At 45.0% G+C, this 26,332-nt stretch carries 21 protein-coding genes and 1 rRNA gene; 21 read left to right on the forward strand and 1 reads right to left on the reverse strand.

Annotated features, from left to right (window positions below; genetic code table 11):
• Nucleotides 1-17: 17 nt before the first annotated feature.
• The 20 genes from ACFVU8_RS19385 (at nt 18) to ACFVU8_RS19480 (ending at nt 24,235) form a co-directional block, all read left to right on the forward strand.
• The gene (locus ACFVU8_RS19385) at nt 18-803 is read left to right on the forward strand and encodes an ABC transporter permease (protein ID WP_387429423.1); all 786 of its coding nucleotides are present in this window, start codon (nt 18-20) and stop codon (nt 801-803) included.
• 18 nt (nt 804-821) lie between these two features.
• On the forward strand, nt 822-1,565 hold the full coding sequence (locus ACFVU8_RS19390; RefSeq protein WP_387429425.1) for an ABC transporter ATP-binding protein: 744 nt from the start codon (nt 822-824) through the stop codon (nt 1,563-1,565).
• A 13-nt stretch (nt 1,566-1,578) separates the two neighbouring features.
• Nucleotides 1,579-3,831, forward strand: a complete 2,253-nt coding sequence (locus ACFVU8_RS19395) for a glycosyltransferase (protein ID WP_387429428.1) — start codon at nt 1,579-1,581, stop codon at nt 3,829-3,831.
• Nucleotides 3,828-5,411: a glycosyltransferase gene (locus tag ACFVU8_RS19400; RefSeq protein WP_387429430.1), complete on the forward strand. Its 1,584-nt coding sequence runs from the start codon at nt 3,828-3,830 to the stop codon at nt 5,409-5,411. Before ACFVU8_RS19395 ends, ACFVU8_RS19400 begins: the two co-directional genes overlap by 4 nt.
• Nucleotides 5,408-5,989 carry a hypothetical protein gene (locus tag ACFVU8_RS19405; protein ID WP_387429433.1) on the forward strand — a complete coding sequence of 194 codons (582 nt, stop codon included), beginning with the start codon at nt 5,408-5,410 and terminating at the stop codon, nt 5,987-5,989. Before ACFVU8_RS19400 ends, ACFVU8_RS19405 begins: the two co-directional genes overlap by 4 nt.
• 50 nt (nt 5,990-6,039) lie before the next feature.
• A complete protein-coding gene (locus ACFVU8_RS19410; RefSeq protein ID WP_387429436.1) occupies nt 6,040-6,783 on the forward strand; it encodes a sugar phosphate nucleotidyltransferase in 744 nt (247 codons plus the stop codon).
• 20 nt (nt 6,784-6,803) lie between these two features.
• Nucleotides 6,804-7,352: a dTDP-4-dehydrorhamnose 3,5-epimerase gene (gene rfbC, locus ACFVU8_RS19415; RefSeq protein WP_387429439.1), complete on the forward strand. Its 549-nt coding sequence runs from the start codon at nt 6,804-6,806 to the stop codon at nt 7,350-7,352.
• Nucleotides 7,353-7,430: 78 nt separating this feature from the next.
• Entirely contained in the window at nt 7,431-8,453 is a 1,023-nt protein-coding gene (rfbB, locus tag ACFVU8_RS19420) for a dTDP-glucose 4,6-dehydratase (RefSeq protein ID WP_387429441.1), read from the forward strand.
• Between the two features lie 29 nt (nt 8,454-8,482).
• A complete protein-coding gene (gene rfbD / locus ACFVU8_RS19425) occupies nt 8,483-9,346 on the forward strand; it encodes a dTDP-4-dehydrorhamnose reductase (protein ID WP_387429444.1) in 864 nt (287 codons plus the stop codon).
• Between the two features lie 105 nt (nt 9,347-9,451).
• Entirely contained in the window at nt 9,452-10,429 is a 978-nt protein-coding gene (locus ACFVU8_RS19430) for a glycosyltransferase family 2 protein (protein WP_387429446.1), read from the forward strand.
• 404 nt (nt 10,430-10,833) lie between these two features.
• Complete coding sequence (locus ACFVU8_RS19435; protein ID WP_387429496.1) at nt 10,834-11,781, forward strand: glycosyltransferase family 2 protein; 948 nt, start codon at nt 10,834-10,836, stop codon at nt 11,779-11,781.
• On the forward strand, nt 11,778-13,184 hold the full coding sequence (locus ACFVU8_RS19440; protein WP_175371549.1) for an undecaprenyl-phosphate glucose phosphotransferase: 1,407 nt from the start codon (nt 11,778-11,780) through the stop codon (nt 13,182-13,184). Before ACFVU8_RS19435 ends, ACFVU8_RS19440 begins: the two co-directional genes overlap by 4 nt.
• Nucleotides 13,185-13,290: 106 nt before the next feature.
• A complete protein-coding gene (locus ACFVU8_RS19445) occupies nt 13,291-14,169 on the forward strand; it encodes a phosphatidylinositol-specific phospholipase C/glycerophosphodiester phosphodiesterase family protein (RefSeq protein WP_387429448.1) in 879 nt (292 codons plus the stop codon).
• Nucleotides 14,170-14,323: 154 nt separating this feature from the next.
• Nucleotides 14,324-15,043: a heptaprenylglyceryl phosphate synthase gene (gene pcrB, locus ACFVU8_RS19450; RefSeq protein ID WP_387429450.1), complete on the forward strand. Its 720-nt coding sequence runs from the start codon at nt 14,324-14,326 to the stop codon at nt 15,041-15,043.
• A 63-nt stretch (nt 15,044-15,106) separates the two neighbouring features.
• Entirely contained in the window at nt 15,107-17,455 is a 2,349-nt protein-coding gene (gene pcrA, locus ACFVU8_RS19455; protein ID WP_175371552.1) for a DNA helicase PcrA, read from the forward strand.
• A 75-nt stretch (nt 17,456-17,530) separates the two neighbouring features.
• On the forward strand, nt 17,531-19,543 hold the full coding sequence (gene ligA, locus ACFVU8_RS19460; protein ID WP_387429453.1) for an NAD-dependent DNA ligase LigA: 2,013 nt from the start codon (nt 17,531-17,533) through the stop codon (nt 19,541-19,543).
• Between the two features lie 142 nt (nt 19,544-19,685).
• Nucleotides 19,686-20,393 (forward strand): response regulator transcription factor, encoded by a 708-nt coding sequence (locus ACFVU8_RS19465; protein WP_387429456.1) that lies wholly within the window; start codon nt 19,686-19,688, stop codon nt 20,391-20,393.
• Nucleotides 20,394-20,413: 20 nt separating this feature from the next.
• Nucleotides 20,414-21,523, forward strand: coding sequence for a sensor histidine kinase (locus ACFVU8_RS19470; RefSeq protein ID WP_387429458.1), 1,110 nt, complete (start codon nt 20,414-20,416; stop codon nt 21,521-21,523).
• A 124-nt stretch (nt 21,524-21,647) separates the two neighbouring features.
• A complete protein-coding gene (locus tag ACFVU8_RS19475) occupies nt 21,648-22,322 on the forward strand; it encodes a hypothetical protein (protein WP_387429460.1) in 675 nt (224 codons plus the stop codon).
• 59 nt (nt 22,323-22,381) lie between these two features.
• Entirely contained in the window at nt 22,382-24,235 is a 1,854-nt protein-coding gene (locus ACFVU8_RS19480) for a transglycosylase domain-containing protein (protein ID WP_387429463.1), read from the forward strand.
• Nucleotides 24,236-24,294: 59 nt separating this feature from the next.
• Here the strand turns inward: ACFVU8_RS19480 and ACFVU8_RS19485 are convergent, their stop codons facing one another.
• On the reverse strand, nt 24,295-25,551 hold the full coding sequence (locus ACFVU8_RS19485; RefSeq protein WP_175371565.1) for an MFS transporter: 1,257 nt from the start codon (nt 25,549-25,551) through the stop codon (nt 24,295-24,297).
• A gap of 457 nt (nt 25,552-26,008) precedes the next feature.
• Here ACFVU8_RS19485 and ACFVU8_RS19490 point away from each other — a divergent pair.
• A 16S ribosomal RNA gene (locus ACFVU8_RS19490) occupies nt 26,009-26,332 on the forward strand; the annotation flags it as partial.

Here is a 26,332-nt window from a genome sequence, read left to right on the forward strand (position 1 = left end):
ATTCGGAGGTAGCTATTTTGGGAGAATACGTTAATAAAATATATGAGACCAGGTACTTCTGGTCTCATCTTGTAAGAGCAGAATTAAAGAATAAATTTAGAAGATCCAAACTAGGAATACTTTGGACTTTTATGAATCCGTTACTGCTTACTGCACTGATGTCTACGGTGTTCGGTGTTGTTTTCAAAATGACCTTTAGTGATTATGCACCTTATGTATTATCGGGCTTGATTGTATGGGATCTAGTGAGCGCCTCATTTATAGGAGGAGGCTATTCGATTATGACTGGTGAACAATATATTCGCCAGTTTAATCATCCTATTATTATCTATACTTTAAAATCCGCCTTAGTCTCAACAATCACGTTTATTATAGCTATGGCTGCTTTAACGATTTGGGTTTTATTTACTAATCCGCAAAACATTATCATAGGTATTGTTACACTACCACTAACGGTAGTGTTGTATTTTTTTCTGTCTTGGTCAGTCACAACTATTGCGGGCTTTTCAAATGCTAAATACAGAGATTATCCCCAAATTACGGCGCTAGTGATACAGGCTATTTGGTATGTATCTCCAGTTTTCTTTAAGAGAGAAATGTTTTCTTCTAGCCCTTTGCTAGAGAAAGCTTTTTACTTTAATCCAATTACTCATATTCTTAATTTAATACGCAATCCCTTTTTAGAAGGAATAATGCCTTCTGTGAGTGATTATATGTTTACCATAGTTTCTATTGTTGTTGTAGGTTTGATTGCTATTGCTGTTAATAGGAAGAATAAAGACAAGGTTATATTCTACTTATAAAAGTTAAGGAAGTTGAATATGGAGAACTGTTATATCAAACTTGAAAATGTGGACTTGTTTTATCCTTCGCACATTTATAATGCTACAACCTTAAAGCAAGAAGTGTTTGCGCTTCTTAAATTACAGAAGAAAAAAGAAAAGCTAGAGGATGTGCAGGCTTTAAAGAACTTTAGCTTACAAGTAAAGGAAGGCGAAAAGCTGGGGATTATAGGTCACAACGGAGCAGGGAAGAGTACCCTTTTAAAAACCATAGCTGGAATTTATCCAATAAAGTCTGGCGAGCGCAAAGTTAAAGGAGACATCCGTTCTTTGTTTGATCTTAGTTTGGGCTTTGACTTGGAATCTACAGGTAGAGAGAACATTATGTATCGTGGTTTGTTGTTAGGAGAGACTCCGAACACTATTCGTGAAAAGGAGAACGAGATAATTGAATTTGCTGAATTAGGCGAATTTATCGATTATCCTATTAGATCCTATTCTTCGGGTATGCTGGTTAGGCTTGCCTTTGCGATTTCGACTTCTATCCCAGGGGAAATCCTTTTATTGGATGAAGTTATTGCTGCAGGAGATGCTTCCTTCTATGCCAAGGCCAAAGAAAGAATGTCTGGGCTTATGAGCCAAGCCAAAATCTTAGTGTTGGTATCTCATGATCTAAACACAGTAAGGGAAGTTTGTAATCGAGCTATTCTTATTAAACAAGGCAGTATTATTAAAGATGGTGATCCGGAAGAAGTTATTGATTACTATAGAAAATCAATATAATTGAGAGGTAATTATGAAAGAGAAAAGGATATTATGGTTGCTTAATCATCAAACTCTAAGTGAGTTTGAGCTCCCCTTAATTAAAGATTTAGGATTTGAAATATTTACACCAAAGATTGCATCTAAAGTTATATTACAATCAAGTGGCTCTGTTACCTACGATTATGATGACACTTTGAGCATCCCAGAAGAGGATTTAAAGCTCCTTAATGAATATGACTTTTTTTCTTTACATGAAATGCCCTTATATATAAAGAAAATTATTAATACTCACTTTTCAATTGCGCTAACTTATACCGATTCTGCTTTTTTAATTTTTAAAAAATTAATTCATAACTTTGACGGTCTTATTTTCTTCCGCGCATTTGGGGTTGGAGGTACAAAATTTAGTAATTATACTGAATTGCTGAACTTCTACTTTGATCAAAATGATCATTATAGGTTAGAACAAATAAGAGGAAGATTTTATTATTCTCAATGTTACCCTAATCTCGCTGAAATTGAAGACGATCTTTATAAAGAGGCAGCTGTATACATGCCTTTAGGCCTTCCTGAAGATTTTTACGAGATACAAGACCAGTGGAGTGGCAATAGTGACAAACTATTGTTTTTTTGTACCCGAATTAAGTATGTAGCTGAAGCAGAGGAGATTTATAAGCAATTCAAAAAAGATTTTAGCGATTTTAATTATGTTATAGCAGGAAACCAGCCGGTACCGGTTGATGATCCGCGAGTAACAGGGTTCCTTAAGAGGGAAGAGTTGAATGAACTATATAAAACTTGCAAAGTAATGTATTATCATTCTACCAACCCACGACACCTACATTACCATCCTCTTGAGGCAATGATTGCAGGAATGCCTGTAGTTTATATGGACGGTGGCTTGTTAAGTAAACTAGGTGGCGAACGCCAAACTGGTGCTTGTAAAAATATAATTGAAGCGAAGCAAAAAGTTCGACAGATATTATCAGGAGATCAAAAATTGATAAGGGAAATAGTGGAGGATCAAAAGGAAATACTCTTTAAATTCTCATATGAGTTTGTTCTAAAACAATGGAAAACAGACTTTTTACCTGTAGTTGAAAATTATAATACTCAATCAAAAGAGCAAATTGCCCAGAAACTATCAATTTTTATGCCTTCGAAAATGGAAAAAAGCCATCTTAATGATTATTTTAATTTGGCGATCAGCTTTAGTGAAGATGTGAAAGAAGTTAGTCCTCTGCACAGTATTGAGATAAGTACTTATAATAATGAGAATTCTTTCGAATCAGGTCTCGAACAGTTGATTGATTCAAAAATTACCACAAGTAATTATAATTTCAAACGAATATCGGTTGAAGATATTTCAAACTCATTAGATTTAATGTTCAAGCCATCTGCGCTCTGGCATTCCAACTACTATATACCAGTAGATTATGCTCAAAACTATGTGAATTCTGATCTATGGTTATTCTTGATGGATGATTTGGAATTACCAATCGCCCCAATTAAACCATTTGGCATTTATATCGAAGACATAGCAAGAAAGTTCTATGAAAATATTTCTCCTATAAATGTGCATAATTTAAAAATGGCTGCTTTCGTCCTTACGCAATCTCGAGTTACAAAAAATGATCTTGTTAAGCATCTTGGATTAGATAAAAATAAAATTTTTGTAGTATCAGGCCCACGAGTTGAAAATTCGTTAGCTAATGAAAAAATTCAGAGTGGAGATTATGATGTTATCGAAATGGATATCAAAAAGCCACAATATGTCATTGATATCATTAACCATTTAAATGATTATTTTCAGTTATATAAAGATGATAGGCAGATTAAGATACTGTTTAATAATTTTTCAAAGGGTGAGGATGATACGTTTCTTAATGAACTGAATAAATTTGTTGAAACATCAAACCATTTAAGTGAGAATATAACAATACATGTTAATGTTAGAAAAAAAGAGTATGATGCGTTGTACGCATATGCAAAAAAAATTATTTATCCACATCATCTGAAACATATGCTCTTTAAACTCACAAAAGCAGCTTCATTCTCTAAAATAGTTATTGTCGAGGATCTGCCTCTTTATAAACAATATGAAAAAACGTTGGGTAATACTTTTGTATATAAAAAGTTTATAAATAATTCTGACTCAATGTTTGAAATATTAAATAAAGATGAGTTAAATATAACTCAAAAAGAGAATGATTATTCAAATGATTTGTTTAAAAATAATACTCTAAACTTAGAAAGATCTTTGGTATGGGGGAGAATATTATGAGAAAGACCGGGATTTTTTTAGGCTTCAATCCTGGTGCAAATCTTTCTAATGAAGGCATCGGCAGGCTATTAGCTTTCTTGCTTAAAGAGAGTAACACGAACAATAAAGATATTGTTTTGTTTTGCCCTGAGTGGTTAAAACATTCTATTTCTTCTTTGATGAAGGATAACAAAATTCCGCAGTCTAAATTTGAAGTTGTATCTACGGGTTCAATTCCTTTAGGTGTTCGCTTAAAAGACTATTTGTTGAAGAGACGTACTTTGAGAATAAAGAATTCTAAAAGAAATAATCTAGTTAGAAGATTGAAACAAAACGTAATTTCTCTCTTTAAACGAAGTATTACTGATTTTTTTAGTACTACAAACCTTTTTATGGCCTTCTTGAAATTATTGGGTTATTTATTTGTTGTGGTTTGCGCTATCCCATTTTTGTTGGTTTTTATTTTGCTCTTTTTTGTGTATAAGATTTTAAAAGTTGTATATCGTCTTTCAAAAAAAGTGATACCTTATTCTTGGATCGACTCCAAACTAAGATTATTGCTCGAAGGCTCACAGGGGAAGATCTATCAATTAGTCTTAGCTGCTGAACTTTCTAAAGTAGCTAGAATGATTAATAAACGTAAAGATATAGATGCTTGTTATATCCCCTCAATGGTTTGGCCACAAATTAGGGAATTGCGGTGTAAGAAGATTTTAGCCGCTCCTGATATTGTTTTTTATGATTTTCCTACTCAGTTTCCAGGGGTAAAGGGAATTCACCAAAACATAAGGGGTAATATTAAAGCAGCAGACCACCTTATATGCTATAGTGATCACGTTAAATACCATCATCTGGTAGAAAAATGTGGAGTATCTCCTGAAAAAATCACAGTTATCAAACATGCAAATATTGATATGGCTGAACATTTGAAAATGTCAAAGCATGTGAAAACCTATTTATCTTTTGAACAAAATGCTAAGCAAATTATAGATGAGTATATTCAAACCAATTTCTCCCCTAACCATGTTTTGTACAACAGTGATTTTAGAGATATTGATTTTATTACGTATTCTTCACAATATCGCTCTCACAAAAATATATTCAATTTAATTAAAGCAGTTAAAATTATTAATAAAGAAATGCATGGAAATGTGAAATTATTTTTAACTGGTGATTATGAAGTTGAAAAGGCAATAAAAGAATATGTTACGGAGAATCAATTGAACAATGATATCTTTATTTTCTTTGGAATTTCTTCAACACTATTGGCAGCTTTAAATAGTTTGGCTAGACTAGCAGTCAACCCAACGCTATTCGAAGGAGGATTTCCATTTACTTTTTCAGAAGCTTTTTCAGTCGGAACCCCCTCGATTATGAGCGATATACCAGTAGTTAATTCGGAAATTGATAATGAGGAACTTAAAGATCAGATGCTATTTAATCCATATGATCCGTACTGTATTGCTGAGAAAATACTGCAGAACCTAGAAAACCCAAACTCCTTATATGAATCGCAAAAGAAATTATATAATCATTTTAATGAAAGGGACTGGAAAACTGTGGCTAATCAATATAAACAGGTTTTCAATCAATCGCTATGATTATTATGATAAGAAGAACAATACTACTAATTTCTGTTTTTTTTATTTTCAGCTCATTTGCGGGCACTGTGTGGGGGAGTACTTCTAATAATGTAACCATTGAAGTAAACTCCAGACTAAAGCAGCATAGTCCACAATTTAAAACTAATGTGCGTATCTCCTTTTCAAATATTAAATTATATAATGATCGGGTTCTTCTTTCGTACCATGTTTATGATTCGAGAGATGCTAAAATTTTGTGGGAAGGAGCACGGGTTCCCTTTACCATTGATAACTCAGGTAAGGGCTCACTAACCGTGGATATTAATCTCAATTCTCTTCTTCCTGCAGACAAACTAAAGTATGCTAAACTAAAATTTGATTTTGTTGACGAAAATAATGCATACTGGTTTTCACGTAACAATGATATCTTATTGAAATCAGATACTATTATACTTGATCAAAGCTTGTCGAGTAAGTTTATTGGGACTTTAACGGGGGTATTAGAAGACAGTCCTATCTCATTTTCTATTAATGTTATTATTTTTTTGCTTGCAATTTATTCTTTGGTTAGATTAAGGAAGAGCGGAATTCTTTGACATTTGAGATGGGGCATTTCTCTCAGAAATAACTATTGGAGGATTTTGGTATGAAAGGCATTATCCTAGCGGGTGGTACTGGTTCCCGTCTCTATCCACTAACTAAGGTGACCAACAAGCATTTGCTGCCTGTGGGGCACTATCCCATGATTTTTCATGCTATCCATCGGTTAAAGCAAGCTGGACTAACAGATATTCTTATCGTTACGGGTAAAGAGCACATGGGGGACGTGGTTAATCTGCTCGGTAGCGGCACGTCATTACATGTATCTTTCACGTATAAAGTACAGGATGAAGCTGGTGGTATTGCGGAAGCTCTTGGTTTGGCAGAACAATATGTGGGGAATGAGAAATGTGTTGTTGTTCTTGGGGATAACGTATTTGAACAGGACATTTCTGCATATATTTATAAATTCAAGGAACAAGAATCAGGGGCTAAGATTCTTATTCAAAAAGTAGCTGATCCTCAAAGGTTCGGTGTCCCAGAACTTCAAGGAAATAAAATCATTTCCATTGAAGAAAAACCCACTGATCCCAAGAGCGATTATGCTGTTACTGGTATTTATATGTTTGACAGCAGGGTTTTTGAAATTATTAAGACACTTACACCGTCTAACCGTGGAGAACTTGAAATAACCGACGTTAATAATGCATATATTAAAAGAAATGAATTGACTTACGATGTCCTTGAGGGTTGGTGGACGGATGCTGGAACGCATACTTCACTTGCAAAAGCTAATGAATTGGCCAAGGATATTTTGTTTGATGAGGATTTTGGTAAATTGAAGTTATAGATAAAAGGAGGATATCCATTATGAAAGTCACTCCTTTAAAACTAAAAGGCGCAAGCCTTCTTGAACCGGTGGTCCATGGCGACAACCGGGGTTTTTTTATGGAGAGTTACAACGAACAAACAATGCACACTCTAGGTATTACGCTTAACTTTATCCAAGATAACCATTCTCTTTCTGCCGAAGTGGGTGTATTACGAGGACTGCACTATCAATTAAACCCTAAGGCACAGACAAAATTGATTCGTGTGTTATCCGGCGTGATCTACGACGTTATTGTAGATGTTCGCCGCAACTCGCCGACCTTTGGTCAATGGGTTGGAGTTATTTTAAGCGAACACAACAAACGTCAACTTCTTGTACCCAAGGGTTTTGCCCATGGGTTCTGCACGTTGGTGCCCAACACACAAGTATTATATAAGGTAGACGAATACTATTCCCCAGAGCATGATCGTGGCATACAATGGAATGATCCTGCGCTAGGAATTGACTGGCCGATTTCCAATCCGATTTTATCGGATAAAGATCAACGTCATCCTTCGCTTAAAGATGCTGAGCTTAATTTTGGCTAAATATCCAACTTCATTGATTCTGTGAGAAACAGATGAATAGAATATCATTAATTATTGAATAAGAAGGTGGTCGGTTTCATGAAACTGCTTGTAACTGGCGGTGCCGGATTTATCGGCAGCAATTTTGTAATATACATGCTTAACCAGCATCCGGAATATCAAATCGTTAACGTGGATGCACTGACGTATGCAGGAAATCTGGAGAACCTGAAATCTGTTGAAGGTAATCCGAATTATTCATTCATCAATGCGGATATTACGGATGTCCAAGCAATGGATGCCCTGTTTAGCCAAGGCGTTGATGTAGTTGTTAACTTCGCGGCAGAGTCACACGTAGACAGAAGTATCTTGGAGCCGGATGTGTTTGTGAAAACGAACGTGCTTGGTACACAGGTTCTACTAGATGCAGCGAAAAAATACAGTGTCACTAAGTTTGTTCAAGTGTCTACGGATGAGGTATACGGTACGCTGGGAGCCACTGGCTTGTTCACTGAAGAGACTCCGCTAACTCCTAATAGTCCGTATTCTGCTAGTAAGGCAGGAGGGGATCTGCTGGTTCGTGCCTACCATGAAACGTTTGGGTTGCCGGTGAACATCACCCGTTGTTCAAACAACTATGGCCCTTACCAGTTCCCGGAGAAACTCATTCCACTAATGATCTCCCGTGCACTAGCTGATCAGGCACTACCCGTGTATGGTGATGGCTTGAACATTCGCGACTGGCTGTATGTAGAAGATCATTGCAGTGCAATTGATCTTGTCATTCACGAAGGCGTGAATGGTGAAGTGTACAATATTGGTGGCAACAATGAGCGGACGAATGTGCACATCGTGAACACTGTACTCCAGGAGCTTGGCAAACCGGACTCCTTGATTACTTATGTGCAGGATCGCCCAGGTCATGACCGTCGTTATGGTATCGATCCTACTAAGATTACCAATGAGCTAGGCTGGAAGCCGAAGCATACCTTTGAAACAGGGATTAAAGAGACGATCCAATGGTACTTGAATAATCGCGAGTGGTGGACCCGTATTCAGTCTGGTGAATACCAAAAGTATGCCGAGCTGCAATATGGAAGTCGCTTAGGCGATTCACTGTAGGATCGATAAGTAACTTACGGAGGTTTACAATGAAAGTATTAGTTACAGGTGCTGCAGGACAACTGGGGCAGGACGTTGTTCTATTGCTGCAAAAAGAAGGCCATGAGGTATTTGGTTGTGACCGGAAAGAGATGGACATCACCGATCTGGAACAAACGGTAAAAGTGATTGGTGACTTTAACCCTGATGCGGTTATTCATTGTGCAGCATATACGGCGGTAGACGCTGCAGAGAGCGATGTGGATGGTGCTTATTTAATTAATGCCACTGGTAGCCGCAATGTAGCTCTTGCATCCGAAAAAGCCGGTGCGAAGCTGGTGTACATCAGTACGGATTATGTTTTTGAAGGGCTGGGTTCAGAGCCGTACCATGAATATGACAATACCGCCCCGCGGAGCATCTATGGCAAATCCAAACGAGCTGGAGAAAATTTAGTACAAAGCTTATCCAGCAAGTATTTTATCGTACGTACGGCTTGGGTATACGGCAAGTATGGCAAAAATTTTGTGAAGACGATGCTGAAATTTGGTCAGGAAAAGCCATTACTTAAGGTTGTAGATGATCAGAAGGGTTCCCCAACATACACGGTGGATTTGGCCAGCTTTGTACTGGAATTGATCCAGACTGAAAAGTATGGAGTATATCATGCCACCAACAGTGGGTCTTGTACTTGGTATGAATTTACTGGGGCCATTTTTGAAGACGCTCATGATATTCTGGGGTTGGATTTCACAGCCAAGCTTGAGCCTTGTACTACAGAGGAGTTCCCATTGCCTGCCCCTCGACCGCATAACTCTGTATTAGAGCATCTATCTATCCGCACCAATGGATTTGAAGATATTCGGCATTGGCGTGAAGGATTAAGGGATTTCTTGCTTGAGTTAAAAGAATAACAAATTATACTTCCGAACCGACACACGGTACGGGAGTTTTTTTTATTTTTTAGCTATAATAGAACAATAGTCTGTGAAGTGAAAAATAAAGATTCGAGGATCCTTATGAATAACAAAAAAGTTAGCGTACATATTGTTACTTATAATAGTGGAGAGGATATCCTAGAATGTCTGGATGCAGTTTTGGCGCAGGATTATCCTCTTGAACAAATTGTGGTGATTGATAACGCATCCGGAGATGGAACAGCGGAAAGGGTTAAGAACTATAGCATACAAAGTGGACATAGCGACCCAGTTAATCCTCTTGATCGGATACAGCTTATTCAAAATTCGGTTAACACTGGCTTTGCCCCTGCGCATAATCAGGCCATTTCTCTAACCAATACGGATTATGTCCTTGTGCTTAACCCGGATCTTGTCCTGGCACCTGATTATGTCAGTAGACTGATTGAAGATATGGAAGCCAACCCACAGATCGGGAGTGCAACGGGAAAGCTTTTATTAAAAGCAGATCCTAATCTGGTCGACAGTACAGGGCTCAGAATGAACAGAGCACGTCGTGCCTTTGACCGGGGGCAAGGAGAAGCGGCTGTAGGCTGGCAGAATTCTGGTCTAGTTTTTGGCGTATCGGGTGCCGCTGCGATGTATTCCAGAAGAATGATCGATGATATAAGCGTAGGCGGTGAGTTTTTTGATGCGGACTTTTTCGCATATAAGGAAGATGTTGATGTAGCCTGGAGGGCGCAATTGCTGGGATGGCAAGGTTACTATGATACAGAAGCTCTTGGATATCATGAGCGTGGCTGGAAGACTTCCGGGAGAAGCGGGAAATCGATGTTCATTAGGCGGATATCCTATATCAACAGATATAAGATGATGTATAAAAATGAACATAGCCGTACTTTGCTGGCGACCTTGCTCGTTTCAATGCCCTATGAAATTGCCGCGCATGGATATATGCTTCTAAAAGAGCCCGGGTTATTTAAAGCGTGGAAGTCCTTTTTCTCGCAGCTGCCTGCCCTTAAGGAGAAGCGTAAGGCCGTACAGAGTAAGGTGAAGGATAGGGAGAGAAGTAGATATTAAGCGGAAAGTGGATGATCTTAAGGAACGAAGGGGAAGGTTTGGAACTGTAGGAGCGAAAGCGCTCGCCTAAAAGCTTTCCGAAGGAAAGCTCGCGTCGGAAGCTAAGCTGTATCCAGATTTTCAACCGCTAAAAGCGGCTTATAAAAAAGAAATCTGGATACAACATTGACGAGAAGTCCAAACATTCACCGTAGTGACGACCGAGCTTTAAGCGGAAATCTTAAGTTCGTCTTATATAGAAGTAGCGTAAACAATATAAATCTAAAATCAGATTCCATTTTAATAATAATATAGGATATCTTATACAAAACCTCCCTGCCAAGGCCACGCCTTTCTTGGGGGTTTTGTGTTATACTATTTGTCGAGAGATTACTATATTTGTCAGGAGAGTAATAGCATTGAGTGTGGATGTAAGTATATTGATAGTCAATTACAACACCCGTCGCCTGACGATGGATTGTCTAAGGTCGGTATATGATTCGGAGACGAAGTTTTCCTATGAGATTATTCTAATAGACAATAATTCCCACGATGGATCCGTAGAGGCCATCAGTAGAGAGTTTCCGAATGTCACTTTGATAGCCAATGAGGAGAATACAGGGTTTGCTCGGGCCAATAATCAGGGTATGGAGATTGCTTCCGGACGTTTTGTACTGTTGCTGAATTCCGATACGGTCGTACGTAAAGATACGCTGGAGACGATGATTACCTTTATGGATAGCCGCCCGGACGTTGGGGCTTCTGGCTGCAAAATTATTTTGCCCGACGGATCACTGGACAAGGCTTGCAAACGTGGTTTCCCTACACCTTCGGCCTCGTTTTATTATGCCTTTGGTTTCAGCAAGCTGTTCCCAAATAACCCCCGCTTCAACGGCTACCAGTTGGGTTATCTGGACCCGGATAAGAATTACCCTGTCGATTGTCTGGTTGGTGCGTTCATGCTGCTCCGGCGGGAGACGATTGAACATGTCGGTGGTCTGGATGAAGAGTTCTTTATGTACGGGGAGGACTTGGACTGGTGTTACCGCATCAAGGAAGCGGGATGGAAAATTTACTACTATTCGAAGACTTCTATTATCCATCTTAAAGGCGGTAGTGCACGTCGCAGACCGTTCAAGATTGTGTATGAATTTCATCGGGCAATGATTTTATTTCATCGTAAGCATTATCGCCAGCAGTACAACAGTATGATTAATGGAATGGTTTATGCTGGAGTGGGTCTCAAATTTGTATTATCGCTGGTGCGGAACGCTATGATATCACCGAGAAAAGTACCTCTTCCAGCTCAGAGTCTGTCGGCTTCCGGCGATGCCGGTACACGCACCGAATCGAAAGCTGAGGTGAGATTATGATTCGCCGTAATCAACAATTTTTAACGCAAATGTATATGGTCGCGGATTTTTTGGTTATTCAGATATCTTTTCTGGCCGCATGGTGGCTTAAGTTTGAAAGTGAATGGATGGATTACGAAAAGTCGCTATCCTTACAGTCATATGCCTATTGGAGCATGATTTATGGCGGGATTGCCGTACTGATTGGGATTATGATGTCTCTCTATCTGCCGAAGCGCAAGAAGCGCTTTGTCGATGAATTTATGAAGATTTTTCAGGTGCATGCGATAGCTATTTTTATCCTGCTTGGCCTCATGTTCTTCGTAAAAGAAATCAATATCTCACGTACGTATCTGGCGATCTATATGGGTTTCAATATATTTGCCATTATGCTGTACCGTTATTTGCTCAAATCCATGCTAAAATCCATTCGCCAAAAAGGCCTCAACCGTCAATTTGTACTTATTCTAGGAGCCGGGACTCTCGGCAAAAGATTCTATAATAACCTAGAGCAATACCCCGAACTGGGCTATGAAGCCATTGGCTTCCTGGATGATTACCATACCTGGGACGGAATCGAGGAACAGCGCTACAAACCTATCCTGGGAACGATAGACCAGTTATCCGGGATGCTGGAGATGTTGCCTGTGGATGAGGTAATTCTGGCGCTGCCGCTGGATGCCCACTCGAAGTATCCTTCTATCATTGCCGCTTGTGAAAAAGCGGGTGTGCGCACGCTCATCATCCCCGACTTCTTCGATTATTTGCCGGCTAGGCCATACTTCGATAATTTTGCGGGCATGCCGATGATCAATGTACGGGATATTCCGCTGGATATGGCAGGCAACAAGCTGGCCAAGCGGATGTTTGACATCGTGTTCTCGCTGTTTGCGATTGTGATGATGCTCCCGGTAATGCTGCTGGTTGCGCTGGGAGTGCGTCTCACCTCACCAGGTCCGGTTATTTTTAAGCAGGAGCGGGTGGGATTGAACCGTCGCAACTTCATGATGTACAAGTTTCGCTCCATGAAGATGCAGGTGGATACCGGAGAAGATACGGGCTGGAGTACACGCGAAGATCCGCGCAGAACCAGATTCGGTACCTTTATCCGCAAAACCAGTCTGGATGAGCTGCCACAGTTCTTCAATGTGCTGCTGGGTCATATGAGCGTAGTGGGTCCGCGTCCAGAGCGGCCATATTATGTACAGCAGTTCCGCGACGAGATTCCGAAGTATATGGTGAAGCACCATGTGCGTCCGGGAATTACAGGCTGGGCTCAGAGCAATGGATTACGTGGCGACACCTCGATCGAGGAGCGCATCAAGCATGATATTTTCTATATTGAGAACTGGTCACTGTTGTTCGACATTCGGATTATATTTAAGACGATTCGTAACGGATTTATGAATAAGAATGCCTACTAAACCAAACCGTCTGGTGAACGTATGAGAGATACCCCGTTTTGCCTCCGGCAAAGCGGGGTATTGTGTTTAAATACCTCCAATCTTACTACTAAAAGGAAACTTTTATATGAACAAAAAAAAGAAGATTGTGGCTTCTGTAATCATGATTTTGGCGCTAGGACTCTTAGTTATATTCACAGTTGGACAGAAACAGGAACAGCCTGGCTCGGGCTTTGCCGCTCACCGGGTCGTTGCCCATGCGATGGGCGGTATTGGGGGGCATACGTATACCAATGCTTTTGAAGCATTTATAGCCAATTATGAACAGGGCACCCGGGTCTTTGAGACGGATTTAATGTTAAGCACGGATAATCAGCTAATTGCCAGACATGAGTGGACGGCAAATATGAGTAAGCTATTGGGTCAGACCGAAATTCTTTCATCCGCCAAGGTAGGGGCACCGCTGAGCCACGATGAGTTTATGAATAGCCCGATAATGAATATCTATTCGCCATTGGATTTAGAGAAGATTCTGGATTTGATGCAGCACTATACAGATGCGTACATAGTTACGGATACCAAGGAGTTTGATTCCGGGTTAATTATGCAGCAGTTCGAGATGCTGACCGAAGCGGCCCGAACAAGAGATCCCACGTTATTGGAGCGGATCGTTCCCCAGATTTACAGCCGTGATATGCTGGACGAACTTAACAAGATACACATTTTTCCAAATATAATTTATACCCTTTACACCTCCAAGGATACTAATGATGAGGTCATTGAATTTGTGCAGAACAATAAGGTGGATATAACAATGCCGGCGAGCCGGGCCAATAGAGATTTTGTGCAAAAACTCAAAAAGGCCGGGGCGCGGGTATACGTTCACACCGTGAACGAGGAAGAGCAGATTGTGAAGCTGTACCGGATGGGCGTAGACGGATTTTATACTGATTTTGTGGCCGAGAATGATCTGAACCGGATCAAGGGACTGCGCAGCAGTCTGTAGTCTTTCATATGGTAAAAAAGCGAAAAAATGTTCGTATTTTTTACCGTCTTTAAATTGACACCCCCCTTCCCGCTGGCATAGACTAGAGTTATATCTTTAGCGGAGGCAGGGGGGATTTTGTCCTGCCTAAATGACTGATGAGGGATGGAAGAACATGAGAGCAGTGCAGCAGATGATCAAGCCGTGGCGGCATGTATTCAAGCTGGATCCGGACCGTGAGCTGGGTGATGGAGAGCTGGAGGCATTATGTTTGTCAGGAACGGATGCCATAATGGTAGGTGGCTCCTCAGGAGTCACTTATGAGAATACTGTGGACCTAATGTCCAGAATCAGCCGCTACGCGCTGCCAGTGGCCCTGGAGGTATCGGATCTGGAAGCGGCTGTCCCGGGATTTGATCTGTACATGATCCCTATGGTGCTTAATACGCCGGACCCGACCTGGATCGTCGGCCATCACCGCCGGGCGATTGAACGCTACGGCTATTTGATTCCTTGGGACATGCTGCTGACTGAGGGGTACATTGTGCTGAACGACAATTCTACTGTGGCTAGACTTACGGGAGCTGATACGGATCTTCAAGCTGAAGAGGCTGCAGCCTACGCGCAGGTTGCGGACAAGCTGATGTCTCTGCCTGTGGTATATCTGGAGTATAGCGGCAGATTCGGAGAGGTGGAAACTGTGCGGACCGTACGGGAGGCTGTGGAGCATAGTCAACTTTTTTATGGCGGGGGAATTACTTCCGAAGCGGAGGCTGTGCAGATGGCAGCGCTATGTGATACGGTTGTGGTCGGCAATATCATCTATCAGGATTTAGAGCAGGCACTGCTGACGGTTCAGGCGGTGAAAAATACGCAGCAAATGCACTTTGAGTAGTCTTTATAGGAGAACTACTTCAATGTTGTAATTCATATGAATGAAGAAAGGAGCATGTTATACATGCAACCTGTTAACATACAAGAAGCCGTTAGTCGGCTCAATCCTCCGCAGCGGCAGGCTGTGGAGACTACTGAAGGACCACTGCTGATTATGGCCGGCGCGGGCAGCGGCAAGACGCGGGTGCTGACGCACCGAATTGCGTGGCTGATTGCGAACCGCAAGGCACCGCCTTGGGCGATTTTGGCCATCACATTTACAAATAAAGCAGCGCGTGAGATGCAGGAGCGTGTATCCAAGCTTGTTGGGCCGGAGGGCCGCGACATTTGGGTATCGACCTTCCACTCCATGTGCGTACGGATTTTACGGAAGGATATCGAACGGATCGGCTTTACTTCCAACTTCTCGATTCTGGATTCGACGGACCAGCTGTCCGTAATCCGCAACTGTATGAAGGAACTGAACATCGACACGAAGAAGTTCGAGCCGAAGGCTGTTCAGTCTGTGATCAGTACGGCGAAGAATGAGCTGGTAACCCCGGCCCAATATGAGCAGAAGGTCGGCGATTATTTTGAAGGATTGATTGCCAAGGTCTACACCATGTACCAGAAGCGTCTGAAGAGCAATAACTCTTTGGATTTTGATGATCTGATCATGGCTACGATTCAACTGTTCAAGGAAGTACCAGAGGTTCTGGATTTTTATCAGAAGAAATTCAAGTACATTCATGTGGACGAGTATCAGGATACGAACCGTGCGCAGTACATGCTGTGCCGGATGCTGGCTGACAGCCACCACCGGATTTGTGTAGTCGGTGACAGTGACCAGTCGATTTATCGCTGGCGCGGAGCGGATATCACCAACATTCTTAATTTTGAAGAAGATTATCCTGAAGCCAAAACTATCCTGCTGGAGCAGAACTATCGTTCCACCTCCAATATCTTGAATGCAGCCAATGGTGTCATCGCGCTCAATACCGGACGCAAGCCCAAGAAGCTGTGGACGGACTCGGATGAAGGTGCGAAGATTAAGGTTTATCGCGGGGATTCTGAGCATGATGAGGGATATTTTGTTACCGGAGAAATCAGTAAGAATGTGAAAACAGGTCAAGCCTACCAAAATCACGCCATTCTGTACCGGACGAACGCCCAATCCCGGGTTATCGAGGAAATTCTGATCAAGTCGGATATTCCCTATCAGATCGTAGGCGGCATCAAGTTCTACGACCGTAAAGAAATCAAGGATATTCTGGCGTATCTGCGCCTGTTGTCCAACCCGGATGATGATATCAGCTTGACGCGGATTATCAACGTGCCAAAGCGCGGGCTAGGCGATACGACTGTTGGTAAGCTTGCCGTTGCTGCAGCCGAACGAGGCGTATCGATCTTCCGTGTTCTGGAGACGGTGGATGATTTGGGCTTTGCCGGACGTACCCGGAATGCGCTGGTGGAATTCTACGACATGATCGAAGCGCTGCACCGGATGGTGGAATTCCTGTCGGTGACTGAACTGACCGAGAAAGTGCTGGAATTGTCGCAATACCGCTTGGAGCTGCAAAATGAGAACACGCTCGAGTCCCGCTCCAGACTGGAGAATATCGACGAGTTCTTGTCGGTAACGATGGAATTTGAGAAAAATAATGAGGACAAGTCGCTCGTCTCCTTCCTGACAGACCTTGCGCTAATCGCTGACATTGACAGCATGAATGACGAAGAGGAAGATCGCAGCGATGCGGTGGTATTGATGACGATGCACAGCGCCAAGGGTCTGGAGTTCCCGACAGTGTTCATTGTCGGGATGGAGGAAGGCGTCTTCCCGCACAGCCGGGCTTTCCAGGACAATGATGAACTGGAAGAGGAACGACGGCTGGCCTATGTCGGCATTACCCGCGCCGAGAAACAACTGTTTCTCTCCTGCGCGCGGGTGCGCACGCTCTTCGGACGGACGACGGCCAACCCGCCGTCCCGCTTCCTGGAGGAGATTCCGGAGGAGTTGAAGGAAGATACCGCCCCTGCCCACGACCGATTCCGCCGCGGCGGGTCGGATGTGGGCGGAGCCTATGGCGGCCGCGGCTTCGCCAGCGGCGGCCGGGGCAATTTCGGCGGCCGGGGCGGGGCCGCCGGGTCTACGCCGAATGCCGCAGGCTTCGGCGGAAGCACGGCCACGGCCGCAGCTGGCCAGGGCCGCGTGTCCGTGACCTCCGGCGGGGCGAAGCCCGCAGCCGGAGCAGGATCTTCAGCGTCCGCCGATTTCAAGGCGGGCGACAAGGTATCCCACGGCAAATGGGGCACAGGCACCATTGTGTCCGTCAAAGGCACCGGCAACGATACGGAGCTGCAGATTGCTTTTCCGGCGCCGGTGGGCGTGAAACGGCTGCTCGCAGGCTTTGCGCCGATCGCCAAGGTGGAATAGATCGACTACGATTAACGATTGTCTTTTTGGACGACGCTAATTGTAGGACACTTATTGACGGAGGGATATACCTGTATGGATGTTATGCATACAATGGAAGAGCTCGTAGCAGAGCTTCACAAATATAACTATCATTATTACACGCTTGACACACCGCTCGTTAGCGACAAAGAGTACGATGTTCTCTATGACAAGCTAGTAGCGCTGGAGGCGGAGAGCGGCATTGTGCTTCCGCATTCACCAACACAGCGGGTGGGTGGAGAATTGCTCAAGGGCTTTACGCCCCATCGCCATCTGGCTCCTCTGTGGAGTTTGGATAAGGCGCAGAATATTGAACAGCTGCGGAGCTGGAATGCCCGCGTACTGAAGCTGGTCAATGATTATAACACCAAGAACCCGGATACCCCATTGCCAGAGCCATGTTATGCCGTTGAGCTCAAATTTGACGGGCTGACGCTGAATTTGACGTACCGTAATGGCGTGCTGGAGCAAGCTGCCACGCGCGGAAACGGGGTAACAGGTGAGGGTATTCTGGCCCAAGTAAAGACGATTAAGTCCGTTCCGTTGACCATTCCGTTCAAGGAAGGTCTGATAGAGGTGCAGGGCGAGGGGATTATGAACCTGTCGGTACTGGCGGATTATAATACCCGGGCAGCCGAGCCGCTGAAGAACGCACGCAACGGCGCGGCCGGTGCTCTGCGGAATCTAAACCCTAAGACGACGGCCGAGCGGCGGCTAAACGCCTTTTTCTACAATATAGGCTACTCAGAGGGTGTGCAGTTTAGCGATCATCAGGAGATGATGAATTTCCTGCGGAATAATCAGTTCAAGGTGAACCCTTATCTGACTTACTACGATAAATTTGACGATGTGACTGAGCAACTGGCGGAGATTGAAGAGAAACGTGCCTCCCTGGATTACCTCATTGACGGAGCCGTGATCAAGGTCACGGATTTCCGGATTAGGGAAGTTCTAGGCTATACGGACAAATTCCCACGCTGGGCAGTCGCCTACAAGTTCGAAGCAGAAGAGACGACGACGATTCTCGAATCTGTCAGCTGGAATGTGGGACGGACCGGCAAAGTCACGCCGCTGGCACGAGTTGAGGCGGTTGAACTGGCCGGTGTTACTGTCCAGAATTGTACACTTAACAATGTGGGCGATATCGAACGGAAGAACCTGAAGCATGCGCTGGGCACAAGAGTCTTCATCCGTCGTTCCAATGATGTGATTCCGGAGATTCTGGGCAAAGTGACTGAGGAGAGTGACGGCGGGGAGATTATTTTCCCGGACAAATGCCCTGCATGCGGTTTCCCGCTGGAAATGCGCGGTGCACATCTCTTCTGCAACAACAAGCTGGACTGCAAGCCGCAGATCGTCAGCCGGATTACGCATTTTGCTTCACGGGACGCCATGGACATTGAGACCTTTAGCGAGAAGACGGCAGGACAGCTCTATGAAGAGCTAAGTGTCCGTGAGCCGGCCGATCTCTATGAGCTAACTTTTGAGCAGCTAGTGGAGTTGGAGCGCTTCGGTGAGAAGAAAGCGCGCAATCTTCTTCAGGCACTGGAAGACAGCAAGGGACGGGATTTAGCCTCCTTCCTGTACGCGCTAGGTATCCCTAACACAGGAAAGGCTACGACTCGCACTTTGGCTGAGTATTTCCGTGATCTGGGAGCAGTGATGAAGGCGACAGCCGAAGAACTCGCTGAACTGCCGGATATTGGCGGTATTGTGGCTGAGAGCATCGTAGGATTCTTTGCTGATCCGTTCGTGGTGACAGGGATTGACCGCATGCTGGCGCTAGGCGTCGAGGCTAAGGCCCCTGAAGCCCCGCGCCCGGTAAGTACAGATTCCTTCTTCAGCGGCAAAACCGTTGTTCTTACGGGTACGTTGCATAAGCTGACACGTGAGGAAGCGGCGGAACGTCTGGAAGTACTGGGAGCGAAGGTAACCGGTAGTGTGTCCAAGAAGACGGATCTGGTCATTGCCGGCGAGAAGGCAGGCAGCAAATTGGCCAAAGCACAGCAGCTCGGTATTCAGGTCATTGAGGATGAGGAAGAACTGATTCGGTTGTTGGAGAGCTAAAAGCATAGTGGAATAAGCGCTGCGGCCCAGGCCCAGCATAATATTATAGATCCCGGTTAATTTGCATAGGCGAATTGGCCGGGATCTTTTGTTAGAATAAGGAAGGAACGTTAACAAAAGAACTGGAAAGGATGTACTTTCGGTGAAACCTGAAACGATATTGCTGGTAGACGATGAGAAAGAGATCGTGGACCTGCTGGATATTTATTTTCGCAACGAGGGCTATCGGCTGCTCAAGGCTTATGATGGACTGGAGGCCCTGGAGTGCCTGAACAATGAAGAGGTGGATCTAATTATCCTGGATGTGATGATGCCAAAGCTGGATGGTGTGGCCGCCTGTATGAAAATACGTGAGGAACGGAACATGCCGATCATTATGCTATCCGCGAAAAATACCGATATGGACAAAATCGCCGGACTCAGCATCGGGGCGGATGACTATGTGGGCAAGCCCTTTAACCCGCTGGAGCTGGTGGCCCGGGCCAAATCGCAGCTGCGTCGTTACCATAAACTGAATACAGGCGGTCCTACACGCCGGAACGAGAATGAACTAGTGTTTGAGGATTTGATCATTGATACCGCCAAGCATGAAGTCAGTGTGGACTGCCGTAAGGTTAAGCTTACACCTCGGGAGTTTGCCATTCTGGAGCTGTTAGCAAGACATCAGGGCCAGGTGCTCAGCATGGAACAGATTTACCGTAACCTCTGGAATGAGCCTTTTCTTGATGGGGGCAATACAGTAATGGTGCATATTCGTAATATCCGTGAAAAAATCGAGCTTGACCCCAAGCAGCCCCGTTATGTACAGACCGTATGGGGTATTGGCTACAAACTGGACGGGCCTTCCTGATCGGCCGGAGGTGATGAATTTTGAACTCCAAATATATCAGTACCATCCGCTGGAAGTTTATATGGGCTTTCTTGCTGAGCGTATTCTCGGGCGGTATTCTGCTTGCGGTATGCTATCAGTTGGTGAACTCCATGGTGTATCTAAACCCGGCCCCGCCTTCTGCTCCTTACTCTTTGATTCTGAAATGGATTATTAACCATATCGGTTCAGCTCCGCTTATGGCTGCGGCTGGAATCGTCAGCTTTTTGCTATTCTTTTTCATCTATACCCGTAAAATCATTTCCTACCTTGAAGAGATCACCAAAGGGATTCAACAAATCACTAAGCTCGGGGAGTCACACCGAATTGAAGTCCGGTCAGGGGATGAACTGGGTGTGCTAGCCGAGAACATCAACATTATGTCTGATCGTCTTCAGCATTCCTTAATGGAAGAACGGAAAGCAGTAACCGCTAAAAATGAGTTGATTACTGGTGTATCACACGATCTGCGTACTCCGTTAACCTCTGTGTTAGGCTATCTGGAATACATTGAGCAGGACCGCTGCCGGGATGAGACAGAAATGCGCTATTACGTAGGCATTGCTTACCAGAAATCACTGGTGCTCAGAAAGCTGATTGATGACTTATTTGAATATACACGGGTGAATAGTGGCGGTATACCGTTTGTACTGGCGCCTTTGGATCTCAAAGCATTTATGCGGCAGTTGGCAGAGGAAGCTGTTCCCGCACTGACTGCAGCTGGTATGACGTATGAAATTGAAGACGATACCGAATCGCTATGGATACAGGGTGCACCGTATGAGCTGGTTCGTGCTTTTGATAATCTGATCACCAATGGAATCCGGTATGGTCGTGACGGCAAGAAGCTGCAGATCGGCCTGAGCCGGGAGGGAGACGAAGCCGTGGTGCGAGTCAGCAATTTCGGAGAAATGATAGCGGAAGGCGATCTTCCGTATATCTTTGAACGCTTTTATCGGGCGGAGCGTTCTCGTTCACAGCACACCGGAGGTTCTGGATTGGGGCTGGCGATTGCCAAGGGGATCATTGAACTGCATGGCGGTGTTATTTTGGCCGTAAGCGGCAGACAACGTACGGACTTTATCGTCCGTCTTCCGCTTTCACAAACGTAGCTTTTGTCTGCTCTCCTTCTTGTTTCTTCAGAAAATCTTAAGAAGTTATGGAGTCATTCTTAAGATTTCCTCCTTATCCTTGTGTCAGAGGGGGATTATCCCCTTCTGAAAGGAGGGATTGGCATTGAGGAAGCGGCGGACCGTAAGACTGGGGTATCTATATATTTTTGGCGGAAGCACACTCTTGAGTGCTGCTGTTCTTTTCGTGTTATACCGACTGTTCGTATGGATGTATTCCCGTCACAGCCAGGATTCGGGCGCTTTAGTTGTGACGCTTGCCCACTGGATTATCAATCATATTGGCAAAGCCCCCTTTGCCGCCATGTTATTTGTACTGGTGTTCTCGGGGTTCTTTTTGCTGCGCTCACAGAAGCCGGCACAGGATATGCAATCACTGCTGCATGCAGCGGAAAAGCTCGCCAATCACGGTTCTTTCACGGGACTGAAGGTGCTATCCGCCGGGGAATTGCAAGCATTAGCTGGACATCTGGAGCGGATTAACAGCAATAGGAGAGGTGTAGGTACGCAACATAAAGCGTATAAGGGAGAAGATCCGAGGGAGCTCTCAGCAGCAGTTGCAGGGGATTTGGACTTTAGCCCAACTTCTGGTTCGTCCCCGGTGCTGGATAACGAAGATGCCATGGCCCTGATCCTTAGGGTTAAAGCTACACTCCGTTGTCTTCATGAGGCGGAAGCTGCGGGGGAAGATAGCAATACTATGCTCCGCCTTCTCGTGAATGCCAGAGAGGAAGCAACCGGGATGGAGCAGGCGTTGGAGCGTCTGATTACTGGGTCATGAGCAGTCCACTGGAGAGGCGACCCCATGAGAACTTCTATAGAAGGATTCACTGGTCTAACATGCGTGACAGGGTCTTGAGCATCCTGTATACGTTGTTTGATCTTGGAGTAATCGTAGTCCTGCTAATGTTAGCTGGTCTTGTGTACATTCATGAATATGGAAGCACCGTAGTCAGCCGTTATTCTGACAAGTTAATTTTACCGGAGTCTAGTATAATGCTGGCTTCAGATGGATCTTTATTACGCAAAGTCCCCATTCCAGGATCCGGCTACAGGACCTCCCTACAGCTTACGGAGATGCCTAAGCTATTAACAGCTACTTTTCTGGCAGTGGAAGACCGCCGCTTTTATACCCATGACGGGCTGGATTACAAAGGAATACTGCGGGCACTTGTAACAAATGCAGCGAATATGGAAATAGCCGAGGGAGGGAGCAGTATCACCCAGCAGCTGGCCCGGAATCTGTATCTGAACAGAGATAAGAACCTCTTACGCAAGGTGAACGAGGCGTCTATTGCCTTGGAGCTGGAGCGGCGTTTGTCCAAAAGTGAGATTCTGGAGATGTATCTCAACCAGTTGTATATGGGGCGAGGTCAGTATGGAATCAAGGCCGCAGCTGAGCGGTATTTTGGCATTAACGATCCCAATAAGCTGGAGATCTGGCAAATTGCTACGCTTGCAGCGATTCCTAAAGGGCCCTCGATCTACAACCCTGTGGATGATCCCGAGCGGTCTGCCGAAAGACGTAAGCTTGTTCTACATATAATGGAGCAGCGGGGTTTGATATCTCATGCACAGCTGAATGCTGCACTGCTTCAAGAATATCAGGCTCCACCGGTGGAACCGCAGCTTTCGGCTGCTGGAATATCTTATGGCGATGCCGCGCTTCAGGAAGCGTCCAGGCTGACTGGCAAATCCAGAGAAGAATTGCAGAGTGGCGGCTATACGATTGTTACAGCGATGAATGTGCATGCCCAGAGTGTACTCGAGAAGACCTTTTTGCAACCCGATTCTTTCCCACCGGATGGGAAGGACCGGCAAGTGGAAGCGTCTATGGTGATTATGGACCATCGTAACGGAGAGGTTGTAACGCTTATGGGAGGGCGGGAGCCGAAGGCAGGGGGGCTGAACAGGGCTATTATGGATGCCAGACAGCCGGGGTCTTCTTTTAAACCAATCATTGATTACGGACCTGCGCTGGAAAGTGGAAAATTCACTCCAGATAGTCTGTTGTCTGATCGGCGGGCGGCCTATGGAAACTATCAGCCGGAGAATCTGAACGGGGATTATCGTGGCCAGGTAACTATGCAGACGGCGATCAAACAGTCTATCAATGCGCCGGCGGTGTGGCTGCTGCAGCAGGTAGGCATAGGTCAGGCGCGTAAGTTTGCGGCCAAGCTGGGGATTGAATTAACAGAGGAGGACAATAATCTCGCAATCGCATTAGGCGGCCTGCACAAAGGCATTTCTCCGCTAAAAATGGCCCAGGCCTACAGCGTGTTCGCAAACGGGGGCAAATTCAATGAGGGGCATCTGGTACGGATGGTGAAGAATGCCCGCGGAGAAGTCATCTATAAGCACACGTCATCTTCAGCTCAGGTGATCTCTCCAGTTACAGCAGACAGGATGACCACAATGCTTCGGAGTGTAGTTAATGAAGGTACCGGAAAAAAGGCTCAGATGAACCGCCCAGTAGCGGGGAAAACCGGGACGACCCAATTGGATCTGCCCGGAGTGAGCCGTAAGGGGAATCGGGATCTCTGGTTTGTCGGGTATACACCGGAATGGACCGGAGCGGTATGGATCGGTTTTGACCGGACGGATGAGCAGAATTATATGACGGCTGGAAGCGGGATGGCGGCAGCAATATTTTCTAAGGTAATGACCCAAGCTCTGGCGCAGGCTGGAAAATAAAAAAAGCTCATCTGTCCTCTAAGTAGAGAACGGATGAGCTACCTATCAGGATTGGGGCCTTACTCGGCCGCCCATTCCTCCAGTTTGTTGTCTCCTGGGAGCAATAGTGCCAATAATCCGAGCAGAGGCAGGAATCCGCAGGCCACAAATACTTTCGTAATGCCAATAACGTCAATAAGATTACCAATCACGAGCGAGCCGATGCCGCCAAGTCCGAACGCAAGTCCGGTGATTAGTCCTGACACAGTTCCGATATTGCCGGGATAAAGCATTTGTGCATAAATAACGGTAACTGAGAAGCTTGATAGAAGTACGAAGCCGCCAATCAGCAGCAGCACTGCGGCCCAGAAGTGACTGACGAAAGGCAGCGCCAATGCAAAGGGAACCGTACCTACCATAGAAAAGAGAATCAAGTTACGCCGCCCGAAACGGTCTGCGAGTGGTCCGCCGAAGAACGTACCTACGGCACCGGCTGCCAGGTACATAAAGATATACACCTGTGCACTATCCAGGGACATCCGGTATTTATCCATTAAGTAGAATGCATAATAACTGCCGATGGAGGCCCCGTACCAGGATCTCACAAACACCAGGAAGACAAGAATGATAGTTGCATTCCGAATGCTTTTGCGCCTTGCAGGGTCCATTAGCTTGGCCGCGGCCTTTTTGCGGAAGGTATAGCCGGAATCAAGCATTTCGCGATACCAGCGAGCTACATAGGTCTGCACGGCGATTCCTGCGGCAGCAACGATGGTGAAGCCTAGTGCACCAATTTGCCCGAAAGGAATGAAGATCCACTTCGTCAGCATGGGTCCGAGCGATTGCCCGGCATTCCCTCCTACCTGAAAAATAGACTGGGACAGTCCTTTGCGAAGTCCTGCGGCCATATGGGCAACACGCATGCCCTCCGGGTGAAAGGCAGCCGATCCGAATCCGACAAGTACAACAGAGAATAGCACCAGTATATAATTGTTGGCATAAGCCAGCAAAAAGACCCCGGCAAAGGTACAGCACATCCCCAGCGGGAGCAGAATCGGACGTGGCTTGCGATCGGCGGCATAGCCGATAACAGGCTGAATGACCGAAGAAGTTACATTCAAGGCAAACGAAATCCAGCCGATCTGAGCAAAGGAAAGCAGCAGGTTGTCTTTGAGAATCGGGAAAATCGCCGGAATGACTGCTTGAATAGAATCATTAAACAAATGAACAAAACTGACAGCGAGTAGGATGCGGTAAATCGTGGCCTGTTGCGTATTGCGCTGCTCTGCAGCCGGAAGATCTGGCTTAGGGGCAGCGGTTGTTGAGTTGTTCTTCATTATGGCTCCTCTCCATATTGTGTGCTAGGATTCTTTTTTAATGTTTACGATAGATCCTATTTTAGCCATATGCAATGGATTATGGGAAACAATTTGTGCTGTAGGGGTGGGAAATATACGTACGATAGATTATTTTCAAAAAAGTGTTGCAATCATGAGATCCGCATGGTATATTATCTCTTGTGCTTATGAGACATCGCCTAACGGAAACGAGGGCGTTGAAAAAATAAGTTGACAAGAAATAAAGAAACATGATATGATATAATTCCTGTGCAAGACATACATGATGAATTGCAAGGGAACAAGTTCTTTGAAAACTGAACAAATGGAACACGTTGATTTAACAAGATTCATTTAATGAATCGTCAGTTTCAAAATGAGCAATCGCTCTTTTCAATAATTTTTCGGATGGTTATTTTCTCGGAGTAATTCGGGGAAGTGATCGCTCGAAAAAACCAATTTGGAGAGTTTGATCCTGGCTCAGGACGAACGCTGGCGGCGTGCCTAATACATGCAAGTCGAGCGGACTTGATGGAGTGCTTGCACTCCTGATGGTTAGCGGCGGACGGGTGAGTAACACGTAGGCAACCTGCCCCACAGACTGGGATAACTACCGGAAACGGTAGCTAATACCGGATAATTCCTTTTGGCTCCTGCTAAGAGGATGAAAGACGGAGCAATCTGTCACTGCGGGATGGGCCTGCGGCGCATTAGCTAGTTGGTGAGGTAACGGCTCACCAAGGCGACGATGCGTAGCCGACCTGAGAGGGTGAACGGCCAC

Origin of the sequence: Paenibacillus sp. NPDC058177, assembly GCF_042883835.1 — a bacterium.
GTDB lineage: Bacteria > Bacillota > Bacilli > Paenibacillales > Paenibacillaceae > Paenibacillus_AQ > Paenibacillus_AQ agri.

Coding starts and splice junctions, on each gene's coding strand:
- ACFVU8_RS19390 (WP_387429425.1), top strand. CDS start 822: ATGGAGAACTGTTATATCAAACTTGAAAATGTGGACTTGTTTTATCCT.
- ACFVU8_RS19395 (WP_387429428.1), top strand. CDS start 1,579: ATGAAAGAGAAAAGGATATTATGGTTGCTTAATCATCAAACTCTAAGT.
- ACFVU8_RS19400 (WP_387429430.1), top strand. CDS start 3,828: ATGAGAAAGACCGGGATTTTTTTAGGCTTCAATCCTGGTGCAAATCTT.
- ACFVU8_RS19405 (WP_387429433.1), top strand. CDS start 5,408: ATGATTATTATGATAAGAAGAACAATACTACTAATTTCTGTTTTTTTT.
- ACFVU8_RS19410 (WP_387429436.1), top strand. CDS start 6,040: ATGAAAGGCATTATCCTAGCGGGTGGTACTGGTTCCCGTCTCTATCCA.
- rfbC (WP_387429439.1), top strand. CDS start 6,804: ATGAAAGTCACTCCTTTAAAACTAAAAGGCGCAAGCCTTCTTGAACCG.
- rfbB (WP_387429441.1), top strand. CDS start 7,431: ATGAAACTGCTTGTAACTGGCGGTGCCGGATTTATCGGCAGCAATTTT.
- rfbD (WP_387429444.1), top strand. CDS start 8,483: ATGAAAGTATTAGTTACAGGTGCTGCAGGACAACTGGGGCAGGACGTT.
- ACFVU8_RS19430 (WP_387429446.1), top strand. CDS start 9,452: ATGAATAACAAAAAAGTTAGCGTACATATTGTTACTTATAATAGTGGA.
- ACFVU8_RS19440 (WP_175371549.1), top strand. CDS start 11,778: ATGATTCGCCGTAATCAACAATTTTTAACGCAAATGTATATGGTCGCG.
- ACFVU8_RS19445 (WP_387429448.1), top strand. CDS start 13,291: ATGAACAAAAAAAAGAAGATTGTGGCTTCTGTAATCATGATTTTGGCG.
- pcrB (WP_387429450.1), top strand. CDS start 14,324: ATGAGAGCAGTGCAGCAGATGATCAAGCCGTGGCGGCATGTATTCAAG.
- pcrA (WP_175371552.1), top strand. CDS start 15,107: ATGCAACCTGTTAACATACAAGAAGCCGTTAGTCGGCTCAATCCTCCG.
- ligA (WP_387429453.1), top strand. CDS start 17,531: ATGGATGTTATGCATACAATGGAAGAGCTCGTAGCAGAGCTTCACAAA.
- ACFVU8_RS19480 (WP_387429463.1), top strand. CDS start 22,382: ATGCGTGACAGGGTCTTGAGCATCCTGTATACGTTGTTTGATCTTGGA.
- ACFVU8_RS19485 (WP_175371565.1), bottom strand. CDS start 25,551: ATGAAGAACAACTCAACAACCGCTGCCCCTAAGCCAGATCTTCCGGCT.